General features: G+C 63.3%; 13 protein-coding genes. 12 read left to right on the forward strand and 1 reads right to left on the reverse strand.

Annotated elements, in window-relative coordinates; genetic code table 11:
* The first annotated feature begins 98 nt into the window (after positions 1-98).
* The 12 genes from WDLP6_RS27580 (at position 99) to WDLP6_RS27635 (ending at position 14,784) form a co-directional block, all read left to right on the forward strand.
* On the forward strand, positions 99-1,979 hold the full coding sequence (locus WDLP6_RS27580; RefSeq protein WP_162570705.1) for a hypothetical protein: 1,881 nt from the start codon (positions 99-101) through the stop codon (positions 1,977-1,979).
* A gap of 12 nt (positions 1,980-1,991) precedes the next feature.
* Positions 1,992-3,557 (forward strand): type II secretion system protein GspD, encoded by a 1,566-nt coding sequence (locus WDLP6_RS27585; protein ID WP_162570706.1) that lies wholly within the window; start codon positions 1,992-1,994, stop codon positions 3,555-3,557.
* A gap of 12 nt (positions 3,558-3,569) precedes the next feature.
* Positions 3,570-5,429, forward strand: coding sequence for a hypothetical protein (locus WDLP6_RS27590; protein ID WP_162570707.1), 1,860 nt, complete (start codon positions 3,570-3,572; stop codon positions 5,427-5,429).
* A 61-nt stretch (positions 5,430-5,490) separates the two neighbouring features.
* Entirely contained in the window at positions 5,491-5,895 is a 405-nt protein-coding gene (locus WDLP6_RS27595) for a hypothetical protein (protein ID WP_068673538.1), read from the forward strand.
* A 16-nt stretch (positions 5,896-5,911) separates the two neighbouring features.
* Positions 5,912-7,888, forward strand: a complete 1,977-nt coding sequence (locus WDLP6_RS27600; protein WP_162570708.1) for a GspE/PulE family protein — start codon at positions 5,912-5,914, stop codon at positions 7,886-7,888.
* A 43-nt stretch (positions 7,889-7,931) separates the two neighbouring features.
* Positions 7,932-9,143: a type II secretion system F family protein gene (locus tag WDLP6_RS27605; RefSeq protein ID WP_083944114.1), complete on the forward strand. Its 1,212-nt coding sequence runs from the start codon at positions 7,932-7,934 to the stop codon at positions 9,141-9,143.
* A gap of 315 nt (positions 9,144-9,458) precedes the next feature.
* Positions 9,459-10,061, forward strand: coding sequence for a type II secretion system protein (locus WDLP6_RS27610; protein WP_068673532.1), 603 nt, complete (start codon positions 9,459-9,461; stop codon positions 10,059-10,061).
* 23 nt (positions 10,062-10,084) lie between these two features.
* Entirely contained in the window at positions 10,085-11,038 is a 954-nt protein-coding gene (locus WDLP6_RS27615) for a hypothetical protein (protein WP_068673530.1), read from the forward strand.
* A gap of 12 nt (positions 11,039-11,050) precedes the next feature.
* On the forward strand, positions 11,051-12,133 hold the full coding sequence (locus tag WDLP6_RS27620; protein WP_068673528.1) for a type IV pilus twitching motility protein PilT: 1,083 nt from the start codon (positions 11,051-11,053) through the stop codon (positions 12,131-12,133).
* Positions 12,126-13,091 carry a type II secretion system protein gene (locus WDLP6_RS27625; protein WP_232076910.1) on the forward strand — a complete coding sequence of 322 codons (966 nt, stop codon included), beginning with the start codon at positions 12,126-12,128 and terminating at the stop codon, positions 13,089-13,091. The genes WDLP6_RS27620 and WDLP6_RS27625 overlap by 8 nt, the downstream gene beginning before the upstream one ends.
* A 37-nt stretch (positions 13,092-13,128) precedes the next feature.
* Positions 13,129-14,157, forward strand: a complete 1,029-nt coding sequence (locus tag WDLP6_RS27630; RefSeq protein WP_068673523.1) for a hypothetical protein — start codon at positions 13,129-13,131, stop codon at positions 14,155-14,157.
* Between the two features lie 129 nt (positions 14,158-14,286).
* The gene (locus tag WDLP6_RS27635) at positions 14,287-14,784 is read left to right on the forward strand and encodes a dihydrofolate reductase (protein WP_068673521.1); all 498 of its coding nucleotides are present in this window, start codon (positions 14,287-14,289) and stop codon (positions 14,782-14,784) included.
* A gap of 97 nt (positions 14,785-14,881) precedes the next feature.
* Here the strand turns inward: WDLP6_RS27635 and WDLP6_RS27640 are convergent, their stop codons facing one another.
* Positions 14,882-15,202, reverse strand: a complete 321-nt coding sequence (locus WDLP6_RS27640) for a hypothetical protein (protein WP_068673519.1) — start codon at positions 15,200-15,202, stop codon at positions 14,882-14,884.
* Positions 15,203-15,294 lie beyond the last annotated feature (92 nt).

Consider the following 15,294-nt stretch of genomic DNA (forward strand, 5'->3'; position numbering starts at 1 on the left):
ACGCCTTCGTGCTAGGGGCCGCCCTTACCCTGTTTGGCCAAACAGGGGTTGCTTCAAGCTTGGAGCAATCGGGGCAGCCCGAGCAAAGCGTATCCGTGATGAAGACCTATGGCGTTGGCGTTGCCACGTCCAAGGGGCTCCGTACGGTCGTTCCCGCCGGCTGGCGGACCTATGTCCAGCCACCCGCCGCCTTGCCTGAGTCGATGTCGTGGAAGGTGGGCCAGGAATGGACCTCCGTCCTGGCCGACCTGGCCAAAGATTCCAACATCAACGTGCTCGTCGACTGGTCGTCGAAGTCTGTCTACCTCCGTACCACCGAAGCGGCACTGGATGACGGCGCAAAGCGTGCGGAAGTCCTGCAAGCAGCCACCACGCCACTGCCGCGCTTTGAACCCAAGCCGCTCGCCGTCGGCGTCATTGAAAAGGTGGCAAGCACCGCCGCTTCGTCCCAAAACCACCTGAAGACGGAACCTCTCGCGGCAGGGGCACCCGCCGCTACGGCCGCAGATGCTGCTTCGAAGGCCAGCTTTGCGTCCTCCGCTGCCTTGGCGACTCCTCTTGCGGGAGAGCCAGCCGGTGGCAAATTCGCAGTGCGCAAGAAAACTTCCAATACCACGTTCGACGCGCCGCTTGCAACGGTGACGTTGGGGCCGTCTGACGTGACCGGCAGGGCTGTCGAAACGCGTGGCACGGCTTCCCTGGGAGCCGCACCGGTCGCTCAGGGCCCTTCCACCTCGAGCGCCGTGAGCGATGCGCCCGAGCCCGCGGAAAAAGTCCTTGCCAAGGCCGAGCCCGCTCAGGTCGTCGGCGCGTCCCCAACGACAGGCACCGGGACCGCCCCGGTCGGGGCCGTGACGTCCGGCCCTTTGTCCGTGCTGGAAGACAAGCTCGTCCTCAAGCCCGCTCTCGGCCTTGACCTGGTTGCGGCGCCCTCCGCTGGGCCGTCACAGCAGCATGACCTGCTGACTGCGCCTATTGAGCGGCCCTCCGCTGAGAAGCGAATGGCCACTTCGGCGGCGGTTCGTGCCGCTCTTGCGCCTGTGACTGCGGAGCCTGGTCCGTTCAACGCTACCGTGCCAGCCCCGGTACTCGCGGCTCCAACCTCCGTTGTCGGGCATTTGGCCGCGCCTGCCGTTGTTGCGGCTGCCCGCTCCCCCGAGGCGCCGGTCGCCGTCGCCCAAGCAGAGCCCCCCGTGAACATCGCGCTTGCCGCCCAGATGACCGAAGCATTGAATGCCGCTCCGACCACACTTCTGCCGTCTCCCGGAGCCCGCATCGGTGACACGGAAGATTTCGTCTACACGCAGGCCGTCGCGCTGAACAAGCCTTCGGCGCGCTCCGTCGCGCAAAGCATCGCGAACCGCTTCCACCTTCGCCTGGTCTGGGCAGCGCCGGAGATGACCCTACGCGGTCCTGTCACGTTGCTCGGCAACTCGGCCGAAGAAGACATGACGCTCCTCAAGAAGGCCATGGGCGTCTATTCGCCTGTGTCGCTTGACATCCCGACAGGACAAGGCGTCCTGATGGCAGTCGCCCAATCGGGTAGCGATTATCCGAACCTCGCAGCCAAGGCTATCTTGCCTGCGGCGCCCGGGAATACAGACCCCGCCGGGACTCACGTCGTTGCTGGCGGCAGCGTGGTCGGTCAGGTCCTCGGAGGTACAGGCGCGCAGCCGGTTGCAGCTGGCGCGCCGAGCGCCACGGATGCACCGGTTGCCGCAGTCGCCGCACTTGAACTCGTGGTCAACGAAGGTGAACCGCTGGAGGTCGCCATCGTCCGGTTCGCCCGTACCAACGGCTACACCATGGAATGGAAGGTCGACGGCGGCTTTGAGGCCAAGCGGTCGCTTACCTACAAGGGTGCCTCGGTTCGCGAGGTCCTCGCCAACATCCTGCCGCCGCTTGGCGTGTCGGCAGACATCTACAAACAAGAGTCACACATCGTCGTTCGGCCTGCTGACGCGGCACTCGACTTCTAAGGAGCACCATTCATGTCGAAACGACTTCTCATCGCTGCTGCAGTTGCCACCCTCATCTCGGGCTGCGCAACGCCCTTCGCTACGCAGCAGCAGGCCAAGGACATCACGGACGCACGCGCTGCCGCCGCCGTGAAGGACTTCGTGAAGCAGGGGGCCAGCGGAAGCGTGCGCGAAATCACCGAGCCGCTGAACGATTTCCGTCGCACGGAAGCCCCTGCCAAGCGTGGCGACGTCTACGTGAAGGCGGCCAGCACGCCGTTCGCGCCTCTGGTGAGCGAGCTGTCGAAGAAGCTCGGCTACTCCGTCGCCTACGGCGAGGGCGTCGACCCCATGCGCAAGGTGACCGTGGACTTCAACGGCTCCTTCAGCGAAGACGCCATCCGCACCACCGCGTTCCTTGCGGGTTACGCCGCAGTCTTCGACCGCGACAACCGTACGCTGTACATCGCGGAGAACGCCACCTACAACTTCCGCCTTCCTTCGGCCGTCTTCAAGAGCCTGCAGGCCCAGTACAACGTGGGCGGTGACCCCGCGAATTCCTCCGCCTCGACGAGCGGTGGCTCGGGCGGCAGCGGCGGTGGCGGCAGCGCCGGCGGAACTTCGCTGAAGGCCGAATTCACCATCGCCGGCAAGGAAGGAACCGACGGCAAGGCGCTGATTAAGTTCATGTCCGACATGGCCGGCAAGAATGCCGAGGTGCTGGTGACGGACCAGGGCGTGGTGTCCGTGAAGGGCAACGCCCAGGCGCTACGCCGCATGAGCGACTTCATCAAGAACTTCGCGCGCGACGCCATGACCCAGGTGGAAATCGAAGCCTCGGTCATCGAGGTCTCACTCACCAAGGACTTCAGCCTCGGCATCCAGTGGGGCCGCGTGCTGAACGGCGCCAGCCGCGGCATGTTTGCCGGGGGCAGCTCCGACCTCGCCTCCGCTGCGGTCAAGGCCGCCGGCGGCGACATGAGCTCGCTCATTGGCTCCGCCGCGTCGGCCGCAGCCCAGGGAAGCCTCGGCGGCTACCGCACGACCGCCAGCTCGGCTGCCATCATCAATTCGCTGATGCAGTTCACCGATGTCAACATCGTGTCGCAGCCGAAGCTCGTGTCGCTGAACAACAACCCGGCGACGTACTTCGACGGTACGCAGATTCCTTACTTGGGCAGCGTCCAGCAGACGAACAACACCACGACGGGCGGCTCCGCCGGCGCGCCGACGGTGTCTGGCTCCGTCTCGTTCGCCATCGACGGCGTGAGCTTCTCGGCGGTGCCTTCGGTCGTGAACAAGAGCTCGGTGCAAATCACCTTGCTGCCGGTGCTGTCGTCGGTCGGTTCGTTTTCGAACTTCCTGAACGGCACGCTGACGGCCCCGACGCAGTCAAACAAGCAGACCTACATGCGCGTTGTGGCCGAAAGCGGCAAGACGCTGATTCTGGGCGGTATTCGCTACAACAAGGACGTGAAGGACACGAGCATCGCGTCTACGACCGGCCAGAAGAGCACCTCGAAGGAGGTCGTCATCCTGCTGCGCGCCAACGTGATTCCTCCGACCGACAACGACATCATCATGAGCGAATCGCTCTAACAGGGGCGCCGCATGCTTCTTAACATCAGGAAGAAAACGCCGGAGGGGCTGAAGGCGGTCCGTCCGCCGGACAAGGACTTCTCGCTCTTCGTCGCCAAGTCGAAGACCGCCGACGGTGCGGAGAGCGTTTCTGAGGTGCTCGTGCCGCTGCGCGGCTCGGACGACGGCAGCCGGGGGCTCTTCATTCGCAACCCGAAGGAGGTGGTGGACGCCTCCGTGCGCGTCGAGCCTGCGCTGGATGTGCCGTTCACGGACACCAAGCCGACGAGCTCGCCTGGCCCGGCCTTTGAGGAGCCCACGAAGCCTGCGGGCCTAGGCCTGAAGTTGAAGGCCGCAGCGGCTCGGAAGCCCGTCGACGAAACGTTCGAAGCAGAACCGCCGGTGGTGGCCGAGGAGGCGCGTCAACCGGACGCTGCGCCTCAGGCACCCGCGGCTCCCTCGGAAAGGGGCGCAGACCGAACTGATTCTGAGGTGGCGCAATCCGCTGCGCGTACGAGCCTTCAGGCGCGCTTCGCCAACAAGAAGGAACCGGCGACGGTGGCCGCGGCTCTACCAGGCGCAACTAAAAAGTCGTTTTTTGGTTTCGGCGGCAAGAAGGCCGGCGGGGCCAAGCCTCCAAAGGCCTCCTCGAGCTCTGAGGGTGGCGCCCCTGCGAAAGCCGAAAGGTCGGCAGAGAAGGGCGACAGCGCCGGCAAGCCGGCAAAGCCCGCCAAACAGCCCCAAGCGCCCCGAAAGGTCCGCCAATCAAGGGGCGCCTTCCACCTGGTACTCGCACGTGAGGACGGCACCCGCGCGTGCTTCCATGTCTCGGCGCAAGGCCTGCTCGATGTGCCTGAAGGCGACGTGAAGGAAGCGGCAAGCCTCACCGCACAGGACGTCCGCTTCGCGGTGGGCCCGAAGACGACCTACCGGCAGGGCAGCGACCTGGCGCTCTCCGAAGGCGTTGGCGAGTCGGTGCGCATCATTAACGCTGCCAAGCAACTGGGGGCCATCTACGCGACATCGGTGGAGCGGCTGGAAGAGCTGTCCATGCGCGTCGGCCCAGGCCTGCTGCTGGTGGAGCGTGCGATGGTTCGCCGCGAGGTGCCGAAGGGCGCCCACATCGTCTTCATCCTGCTGGAAGATGCGGAGAGCGGCCGCAAGGTTGCAATCCTCTACTACCGCAGCGTGGACGGCGAGTTCAGCGCGCCTCAGGTCACGTTCAATCCTACGAACCTGGCCTTCACCCTGGCGCAGTTCCAGTCGGCACGCGGCCTGAGCCCGGATTCGCAGACGGTCCAGCTCTCCAATGCGGACCTGGTCGCGCAGTCTGGCGAGCTCCAGCTCTACCCGGCTGAGGCCGAGTGGAACGGCATCTCTGTCAGTTCGCTCTTGAATGGCGCCGTCATGGTCGCTGCCGCTGCGGCCATCGGTACCGCCGGTTATGCCGCGGTGCTCAAGACCGGCTTGGCCAGTACGAAGTCGTCCATTTCGTTTTCTCAGAAGAAGGCAGATGCCTTCGACCGAAAGAACCAGACGCTGATTGCAAGCTCACTGGTCAGTTTTGGCAAAAGCCAGTCGCTAGATATTGCTCGTCTCTCAGAACGTGCAGCTGCGATTTGGGCTCCTCGCTCCACCTTGGTGGTCGATGCGACCGCTGCGCGCGAAACCTATGTGGTGTCGATGCCCCTGACCACTGGCGGCTTCGTGAACAACAAGCCCAGCGCGCTCAGCGAACTGCGAAACGAAGAGATTCAACAGCTTCTGAAGCTCACCCCTCCAGAAGAGTGCACGAAAACAATGCCCGGGGTGAGCGGAGGTGTCAATGTCATCCAAGTCACAGTCAACTGCGAAACTCCTGTTGGTAGCGCTGGTCGCTATCGCAGCGACTAGCGGCTACTACGTCAAGCAGTGGTCGCAGGAGGCCGAGTCCGCAAAAACGCGCCTCGCATCCGTGCAACGCGCCGCGAAGGAAGCCGAGCGCGCCCATCAGGAGCTCAGCAGTCAACTCACGCCCGACACGTCTTCTAAGTCGCTCCAGGACGCGGTCACCGCGGTGATGCTTGACGTCTACAACCGTCGGCTGCCTCACGCAGTCACTGTGGCGTCCGTCGCGCCGGGCAAGTTTGCCGCGAGCGGCAGCATGTCGCCGCTGGACACGCTCACCGAAGTCATTCCTGGCACCAAGGTGCAGAGCATGCGGGTCAATATTCGCGGCACCTACTCGGACTACCTGGGCCTGCTGCGCTACATCAAGGACATGCAGGCACATCCGCTGAGCGTCGTGCACCTGAAGGTCCAGGACCAGGCCTACGAACTCGGGCTTCGCGTCTACGGCGACCTGACCCCCGCTCCCTGAGCCGAAACCAGAAACCATGGCAAAACCCTCTCCCTTCGACTTCCTCTCCGGCTCGCGCAGCAAGACGTCCGTACTCTCCCCCGCCAGGCCGGCGCACGCCGCCTCGCGCCCCCGGGAGCCCGAGCACGTCGTGCCTCCGGCCTCGTCGCGCGAGGAGGCTCCCGCGCGCACGGTTCTCTCCGCTGAACCCGTGGTCGTGAACACCGCACAAGTGCTGCCCCTACCGGCGCTCGAGACTGGCCGTGCGGTGGCATTGCGCCCCCAACATGCGCCACGCACGGACGAAATCTTCTCCAAGAAGTCGCTGGAGAAGATTCTGCTGGGCATGGGTGTCAAGCAGTCGCACGTCGACATCGCGCTCAACCGCGCGAGCGAAACCAAGGAGTCCCTAGCGCAAATCATGCGCGACTTCGGCTTTCTCACCGGGGAGCGCGTGGCCGAGGCCGTGAGCCTGCAGACAGGCTTCGAGTACTTCGGTGCCGAGAAGGTCGACGACATCAAGGCAGAGGACCTCGCTGGCCTCGAATTGACGGACTTCAAGAAGTTCGTCCCGGTCGGTCGCCGGCCGGACGGTACGCTGATGGTCGCTGTCCCCGACGCCGACACTGTCAACGCTGCACTGAACTCCTTCTACCAGGAGTCTCGCGCAGAGGTGGTGGTGGCCAGCGAGCACACCATCCAGAACGTCTATCTGAAGTTCTTCGCAAACACGGCTGAGGCCTTCGACCTGGCGGTCAAGGAGTACACAGAGAAGAGCGCCCTCTCGCGGCGTCAGGACGAAGACGACTCGACCCTTGGGTTGATTCGCACCATCTACTTCTCGTTGCTGCGCCATGCGTGCTATTCCGGTGCCTCCGACCTCTACCTGTACCAGTCGGAACACGTGGGCATCGTGCGCCTGAAGGTGAACGGTGTCGGCCAAATATTTCGCACCATCGACATCTCGATGTACAAGCGGTTGCTGACCAAGATGGTCCAGGACAACACCAAGGCGGAAGAGCTGCGGCTGCGTCCGAAGGAAACCGTCGTCGAGTTCACCGACGAGGACAAGAAGGAACACCACGACATCGCATCGCGCTTCGGCTTCCGCCTGGAGCTTGCCCAGTCCCGCGGCATCAACAGTGCCGTCATCCGGATTCTTGACAAGAACTCCGCCGCCACGGACCTGTCTCGGCTGCCCTTCGACGACCAAACCCGCAAGGCGCTGTCTCGCGTGTCCCGCACAGCCACAGGATTCTTCCTGGTGACGGGCCCGACCGGCTCAGGGAAGACCACCTCCCTCTACGCGCTGCTAAAGGACATCGATGCCGTCGAGCGCAGCATCCAGTCCATCGAAAACCCAATTGAGTACAAGCACGGGCTCTGGCTGCAATTCGAAGTGCGCAAGGACGCATCGAACGAAGGGGACGAGTACAACGTCTGGCTCAAGGCGCTCCTTCGGAACGCGCCCGACGTGATTCTGGTGGGCGAAGTCCGGGACAAGGAAGTCGCATCCATCTGTATGGATGCGGCCAATACTGGCCACTTGGTGTTCGCCACGCTGCACACGAACAGCGCGGTGTCGGCTCTGGCGCGCCTGAAGGCACTGCAGGTCGACTCGAATCTGCTGGGCGCCTCCTTGCTGGGCATCCTGGCGCAGCGGCTGGTCCAGACGCTGTGCGACGCCTGCGCCGTGCCCGACGACACGGTCGAAACGCACGAACTGCTGGCAGACGCGAGCTACCTCGGGAACATGGCGAAGAATCCTCGCCGCGCCGGCCGGGGCTGCCCTCACTGCAACTTCACCGGATTCCGTGGGCGCCGGATGGTCTATGAGCTTCTCGAAATGTCCCCAGCGGTGCGTGAGCTGGTAGAGCAGGGCGCAACGCCCACCGCTGTGGCGCGGGCGGGCCTTCCTGAGAGCAAGTCGATGTGGGCCTGCGGCCTGGGGCTCGTTGCCCAGGGCATCACCAGTCGCGAGGAACTCGAACGCGTTGCCAACAAGAGCGTTTAAGCCACAGCGCTAGACGTCAACCAACACATCGGCTTTCGACTCAATGGAACGCGCATACAACTACACGGCTAAGAACGGGCGGGGGATGGTCCTCAACGGGATGGTGCACGCAGCCAGCAAGCCGCTCGCTTACGCTCGTCTCAAGCGGGCTGGCTTCAAGCCACTGCGCGTGACGCTCAACGCTGGAGGCACCATCAAGGGCGTCTTCAGCAAAGAGTTCGACACCCAGGAGCTTGCCCGCTTCTACATCACGCTGGGCCGCCGCATCCAGAACGGCAAATCGTTGGGCGATGGCCTTGAGTCGGCCATCGACTATGTGAGCGACCCGCGCCTGCGTCAGGCCGTGATGATTATGCGGCAGGCGATGATTGACGGTCAGTCCGAGCACCAGGCAATGCTGGCCGCCGGGTTTCCCCGCCGGGATTGCCTTTCCATCAAGTCGACCGCCGAGGCGGGCAAGGCGGCCACGTCCTTCATCTCGCTAGGCGAGGAAATCCAGCGCACGGATGCCATCCGTCGCTCGGTGAGCTCGACGTTCCGCATCCCGAAGGTGATGGCGGTCTTCATGGTTCTCTTCATCTGGGCTGCCATCGTATTCATGGCCCCGATGACGTTGACCTTCCTGAAGCAGACCGGACTGCGGTTGAGCTTCTCGCCCTTCATCGCCAACTACTTTGAATTCGTGAAGTTGTTCAATGGTGGGCTGCCCCGACACACGACCACGACGGTTATCTCGTCGTGCTTGTACTTCGGCGCCTTCGCAGGCATCGCATACTTCCTGAGGTCGCAGACCTTCAAGGACATGCTCGACCGCATCGAGTCGCTGCGTACGCTATCCGTGAAGTCGGACCACGCCGCACTTTGGAACAGCTTCGTGCTGCTCTATGACGCGGCGATTCCTGCGAAAGAGGCGGCGGTCATCGTTGGCGACTCGGCAAAGCGTCTGGACTCCAAGCGCGCCTTTCACAAGATGGGCAAGCTCATCGACGCGGGCCGGCCGCTGGACGACGCCGTGACCAATGCGGGGTTCCCGCCGGTCGTCATGAACGGTATCAAGGCCGCAGTGTCCTCGGGCTCCATCGTGCAGGGCATGACAGAGATGGCCAAGAACCTCGAGGAAGACGTTCGAGTGATGACCGACCTGCTGCAAGAAAACGTCAAGTTGCTGTCGGTGTTGTTCGTCGGCTTGGGCCTGCTGCTGGTCTTTGTGATGACCTACTATCCCATGATGGCCTCGGTAATGTCGAACCTATAACGCCATAGGTTTCAGCCTAATAGCACTGTCAAGTAGACATCCCGCGCCTTATCGTGAGCTTTGTCAAGGCCCCTCGTTGGGGCCTTTGTCCGTGCGCTGCGCATGAGGGCGTGTTTCGAGCAGCTATTGCAAAAAAGCGGCCAGCTTGCCCTGATTTCTGAGGCGTGGTTGCTAGACGTCAGGTGCGAGTCCTGCGTGAGAGCGCGAGGCGAGTGCAAAGGTGCTCCAGCGTGCGGGCCTGATAGCCCGTGATTGCGGATGCATAAAAGTTCTTCCCTACACCACAGGCCTACATCGGTCTAAGGATTACCCTCCATGAAAACCCCCCGCAATCGTTCGCTGCGCCAGCGCGGCTTCTCCCTCATCGAAGCGCTGGTCGTGCTTACGATTCTCACCATCATGGCCTTGCTTGCGGCCAGCGCATTCGACGGCGCGCGCACGAAGGCACAGGCCATGCTGAACCTGGGCAAGCAGATTGGCGAAGCCAACATCAAGCTGAAGCTCGACACCGGCTGCTACGTCAAGAACGCAAAGGCTCTGTTCGACCCCGTCGCCGCCGCGGTTCCCGCGAACAACTACTGCGCGCGCACCTTCGGTACCAACTGGACGAGTGCCTACATGGCCAAGTACCCGACGGATACCACCACGGGCGCCATCAAGTTCGACAAGCTTGGCTCTGAAGTCACTGCATCGTTCCCTGATGCGCCCGAATCGGTCGTCATCAGCGGGACCACGTGGAAGCGCTACTACGTGCGCTTCTCGAACGTTCCGGTCGACGTCGTGCGCCAAGGCCTGAACGAGTGCAACGGCAACCCGGAATCGAAGGGCGACTTTTCCACGGACAAGTGCCGCACCGACGTGAACCTGTCCTCGGACACCCCGGGCACGTTCGACATCCTGTTCGACGAAACCCGCTAATCCAAGCCGGGAAGGACGCCATCATGAGCAGGCTGCGGCCCGTGCGCCAAGAGGGCTTCGGCCTGCTCGTGTTCGTCTTGATGGCGAGCGTGGTGGCCCTGTCCATCGTTCTGGGCTACTCCGGCCTGCTTACTCGCGAGGAAGCCAATCGACGCCCCGCCAAGATGCAGGCCCTGCTCGAGCAGTACAAGACCCAGGTCATGGGCCTGTACCAGCAGCACGCGACCGAGCTGGACAATCCGTCGGCCGGAAACGGCGTCACGTTCGGAGACATCTTCGCAGGCGCCAACATCCCCGTACGGCACGGGCTGAGTGGCGCCATGTCGAACCTACTGCCTGGCGAGTCGGGGTTGCTCTACCGGCGTATTGTGCTCTTCTATCCAAGCGAGACGGACGAGACGAATCCTCCCGACCTGGCGAGCTTCGCCGCGACTGGCGAATTCAAGTCATGCACAGACGAGTCGCTGCCGTGCAGCCCCCGGCAGTTCATCACGATGGACTCCCGCGACATCCATCGGGCGGCCCTACTGGAGACGCAGCGCCGCCTGGAGCGTGTGGCCCTGAAGGCGCAGGCCTTCTTCAAGGCACGCATGCTGCAGGACGCCGAGAAGAACATCTCGGTCAACTACTTCCGCACGCCTTTCGGTCCGTCGGGCCCGGGCGTGGCCGGAAATCCCTGCCTGACCGACGAGAGCATTGACCTTGCGAACCCGAGCTTGCGAGCAATCAACGAGCTTCAGTGCCTCGACACGTACCGCCCGCTGGTGTCCCTGGTCGGCAGCACGTGGGTGCCCCAGACCAATCTCCCTCTGGTCCTCGGCTTGGCCTCAGATGAGCTCGTGTCCGGATGGGGAGCACCCATCGAAGCCTCGAGTTGGCAGGACAGCGAGACCAGCGAACCGCCTTTCACGATGGTGTTCCGCGCGCCCAACCCCTTTGGGGGCTACGTGACCATGCGTGCCATCCAGCAAATCTAAACCACCCCTCTGATGCTCTCCGAACTCATTCAGCAAGCCGCCGCCGAGCCGCAGGTTACCGACATCATCCTGAAGGAAGGAGACCCCATGTGGGTTCGTCTCCAGGGCGAGGTGGTGCGCTCCGAATCGTCCAAGGTGACGCGGGACCAGATGCAGACGCTGCTGAAGAAGCACCAGCAGCATATCGGCGTTCCCGCCGAAAACATCCAGAGTGTTTTGGAGGAGAAAGCAGGGGACCTCGACTTCGCCATCAAGGTTGGCCAGTTCCGCTTCCGATGCAACCTGTATCTGACCAACGGTCGCCGCCTGGCGGTCGCAATGCGACGCCTGCCGGACAAGGCACCGCCGTTGGCGCAGCTTGGCCTGCCCGACGGCTACATGAAGCGCCTGCTTACGCAATCGAAGGGGCTGCTGCTCGTGACGGGCGCCACCGGCTCGGGCAAGACCACCACGCTCGCATCGACCGTCGACTTCCTGAACGAGTCAAAGTCCGCCCACATCATCACGCTGGAAGACCCGGTGGAGTACCTTCTCACCTCGGAGTCCTGCCTCGTCGACCAGCGCCAGATTGGCCGCGACACCAATTCGTTCTCCAACGGCTTGCGCGCTGCCCTGCGCGAAGACCCCGACATTCTGCTCATCGGTGAGCTGCGTGACTTTGAGACCATCAAGACCGCGCTGGCGGCAGCGACCACGGGCCACCTGGTGCTCGGCTCGCTTCACACCAACTCGGCACGCCAAAGTGTGGAGCGGCTCACCAGTGAGTTCGGCGCCGAGCGCCGCGACTGGGCCCACATGGTGCTCTCCCAGGCGTTGCTTGGCTGCGTGACCCAGACCCTCGTTCCCCGTGCGGACGGGAAGGGCCGTGTGCTTGCCGCCGAGCTGATGATTTGCACGCCCGACATCAAGACTGCCATCCGAGATGGCAAGACGTCCGCCATCTTCAACCACATGGACACCGGCTCCTCGTTCGGCCAGGTGCTCCTGAACACGACGCTGCGCAACTTCGTTCGGTCGGGGGTCATCACGGCAGATGAGGCGCTATACGCCTCCTACGACCCCGCAAACCTTCGAAAGGAGCTTGGCCTTGCTTAAGTCAACCCTCGGCGCCCGTCGCCAGCGAGGCTTCTCGCTCCCCGAGGTGCTCATCGCGCTTTCGGTCATCACCATCGTCTCGTTCATGGTCATCGGAGCCGTGGGCCCCTGGCTCGGCTTGAAGCAGAACATCGACAACGACCGCCGTATGCAGGACATTCGACAGGGCCTTCAGGCCGTGTACGAGACGCGTGCGTACGAAGCCGAGACGCTCCCGGCCGGCCAGTTCTTCGGCCTGGTGACCAGCACCATCGACGGCGCCGGCAACTGTAATCTGCAATCAAGCGCATTCCGCCAGCTCAATACGCTCATCAGCGACGCAGGGGCCCAGGCCGCGAAAGACGGCTACGGAAACGCATGGTGCGTATTCGTCTCCGGACAACTCCAGAAGCCCGTGGATGGCACAACGCTCTACTACCGCAACATCTCCATCGTCTCCGCGGGCTCGGACAGCCTTTTGGCGCCGGGCACGCGGATGGCTGCGGATGGTTTGATGAACTACAGCGGCGACGATGTCGGCATCACCGTCTCTGGCTACGACGTGCAGTACCCGAAGCTGAAAGAAACGCTGCGCCGGATGTCTCGCGTCGCCACATCTTATGAAGCGTACTTCAGCATGCGCTTCCTGTCCTATGCGGACCGCGACATCACGCGCGACTACTTCAGCCAGCGGTATGACGCCTCGAGCGCTGTCGCCAGCACGGAAGGCGGCTGGGCGAACGCGGACGCGCTACTGGCAAACATCGGCGTGAGCGCCAGTGACGCCTTCACCGCGTGGGAGCGCAACAACAACATCATCGTCGCGAACTACGACGAGCAGCTCGGCAGCCAGCGCGTTCGCTCACCCGCCACGACAGGTACGGGCATCTTGCCTTACACGGCAATCCTGGCGGCCCGGGTCCCTGCGCCGGCTGGCGTAGACCTCTACGTGACCCGCGTGGCAGTCGGCAATTACTAAACCCATTCGCTATAGCTGCGAGCAAACGGAAAATCTCATGACCAAACCTCTCATCCTCGCCCTGGCCCTGGCTGGCTTGTCCTCGGTAGCGTTCGCTCAGGCGCCTGCGAAGGCCCCCGATGCGCCCGCCGCCATCGCGGCGCCCGCTGCAACCCCTGCTTCGGCAGTTGCGGTGGCGCCAGCAGCCCCGACCCTGTCCTCGTTGACCGCGGGCGCGGTGGCCACGTTGGGTGCAGTGCCTTCGCAAGCCCCCGTGGCATTGCCGGGCACCTCCTCGGACCAAGCTGGCAGCTTCGTCAATCCGTTCAACGGCAAGCCGCTGTCGACCGAGCAGCTGCAGCGTGAGCTCGAGGTAGCGCGCTACCGCTCCCAGCTGCTGGAAGAGCGGTTGAAGCAGACGAGCACGGAAGCAGAAATCAAAAACGTCCCGATTCGCAAGGGTGTGGAAGCCGCTCAGGCATTGACGCAGACCAAAAAGGAAGAACTCCAGCTGCGGGATGTCGAGCAGTCCATGAAGCCGCAGCCCAAGCCTTCGGCACAGGAGCAATCTGGCGAGCCAAAGCCGGTCAAGAAGTCGGCAAAGGCGCTCGCCAAGGAAAAGGCAGAGGCCGAAGCTGCTGCGCGTCGCGCAGCGGAGATTCAAGCCGCCCAGGCCGCGGCGATTCCTCCGGCAACCTTGCTGTCGGTCATCTCGGTCGGTGGCAAGAACTCGGTCGTGCTCGACATCCGCGGGAACGTGGCTACCATCGCTGACGGCGAGATGAGCCCCGCAGGCCCGGTGAAGGTCATCAACACGCAGAGCGCCAACGTCGGCGGCCGCACGCTCAAGGTTCACGACCAGACCATCGGCCGCTTCGTGGTGTCCGACGCCAAGAAGGACCCCGTGCTACTGGGTGCGGGCATGCCGGTGGGCGGTGCTTCCTTCAATCCCGGGTCCAACGTGACCGCGCTGCCGCCGTCCATTCCGGCCAACAAGGCCGCGACGCTGCCGCCGCCCCCGCTGCCGGCCGGCTTGATGAACACGACGAACGCCAACAAGACCATGCCGTCGGTCGCCCTCCAGTAAGCGCTCGTACATCGCTCGCCGACACTGCTCTCGCCCGTTGCGAAAACCCTAACGGGCGTTGTCTTATGAGTGCGGCGTCGCTGATTCCTACACGGGGCACCCAAAGCCCGTCAGACACTCGAAGGAATCATGGAACTCTGCCTCATCTGGGCGCAAGCCCGAAGTCGAGCCATCGGTAAAGCCGGCACGCTGCCGTGGCGCGCGCCGGCCGACCTCAAGCACTTCAAGGACCTGACCGGCGGATACCCGGTCATCATGGGGCGCAAGACGTGGGAGTCGCTGCCGATGCACCCCTTGCCAGGCCGGCTGAACATCGTGGTCACCAGCAAACCGCTCCAGCACGAAGGCGGCTTCGCCTGCAGCAGCCTCGAAGACGCGCTTGCGCTGGCGGGTACCTCCCGCCCCGCCAAGGTCTTCGTCATCGGTGGCCAGGCGTTGTACGAGCGAGCGATTCGGGTTGCGGATACGCTTTACGTCACACAAGTCGACACAAACGTTATAGATGCCGATGCATTCGGCCCTCCTATAGACGCGAGTGTGTTTCAGCTCGATGCTCAAGTCGCGGTCAAGGACGGCAGCTTGAACCTGGTCTTCGAGACCTATCGACGGCAGCGCAACCCCCGCTGACCCTGCTTAAGCGCCCGGATTGACGTCCGGGTGCTTTTTTGCGTCCTGGAAATGCAAAACGCCGCCCGAGGGCGGCGTTCGAGGCGGGAGCTAGAGCTCAGGCGGCCACGGCGTTCATGGCATCGTTGGCGACTCGATTGGAGCGGCGTTCGACCAGCGCCACTTCGACAGCAGCGGTCAACTGCTTGCTCACGTACCCGGAGCAGTTCTTGTACATGCCGGTTTCGAAGCGGGCGGCAGCCTCGCGCACCAGCTTGTTCACGGAAGGCAAACCACCAGGAACCGCACGGCAGGCCTGGGTGACCAGGAGGGGGTTCAGGGAAACCGTGGTCACGCGGCCGTCGCTGCGCTTGACGCGGAACAGTTTGTAGAAGTACGTGGTTTTCGGCTGTTGCTTGGTGGTGGCTGCTGCAGTCATGTGATTCCTTCGGCGGTTGGGGTTGGGCCTAAAACGAGTGACAGTCGAATTCTGTCAGTGTTACGAATTATACGAGCACTGTCAGTATCAGT

This window comes from Variovorax sp. PBL-E5 (genome assembly GCF_901827185.1).
Classification (GTDB): domain Bacteria; phylum Pseudomonadota; class Gammaproteobacteria; order Burkholderiales; family Burkholderiaceae_C; genus Variovorax.

Bases quoted from the DNA above. Each gene is read 5' to 3' on its own strand.
- WDLP6_RS27635 (WP_068673521.1), top strand. From the start codon at position 14,287: ATGGAACTCTGCCTCATCTGGGCGCAAGCCCGAAGTCGAGCCATCGGT.
- WDLP6_RS27620 (WP_068673528.1), top strand. From the start codon at position 11,051: ATGCTCTCCGAACTCATTCAGCAAGCCGCCGCCGAGCCGCAGGTTACC.
- WDLP6_RS27605 (WP_083944114.1), top strand. From the start codon at position 7,932: ATGGAACGCGCATACAACTACACGGCTAAGAACGGGCGGGGGATGGTC.
- WDLP6_RS27630 (WP_068673523.1), top strand. From the start codon at position 13,129: ATGACCAAACCTCTCATCCTCGCCCTGGCCCTGGCTGGCTTGTCCTCG.
- WDLP6_RS27600 (WP_162570708.1), top strand. From the start codon at position 5,912: ATGGCAAAACCCTCTCCCTTCGACTTCCTCTCCGGCTCGCGCAGCAAG.
- WDLP6_RS27640 (WP_068673519.1), bottom strand. From the start codon at position 15,202: ATGACTGCAGCAGCCACCACCAAGCAACAGCCGAAAACCACGTACTTC.
- WDLP6_RS27590 (WP_162570707.1), top strand. From the start codon at position 3,570: ATGCTTCTTAACATCAGGAAGAAAACGCCGGAGGGGCTGAAGGCGGTC.
- WDLP6_RS27580 (WP_162570705.1), top strand. From the start codon at position 99: ATGAAGACCTATGGCGTTGGCGTTGCCACGTCCAAGGGGCTCCGTACG.
- WDLP6_RS27615 (WP_068673530.1), top strand. From the start codon at position 10,085: ATGAGCAGGCTGCGGCCCGTGCGCCAAGAGGGCTTCGGCCTGCTCGTG.
- WDLP6_RS27610 (WP_068673532.1), top strand. From the start codon at position 9,459: ATGAAAACCCCCCGCAATCGTTCGCTGCGCCAGCGCGGCTTCTCCCTC.
- WDLP6_RS27585 (WP_162570706.1), top strand. From the start codon at position 1,992: ATGTCGAAACGACTTCTCATCGCTGCTGCAGTTGCCACCCTCATCTCG.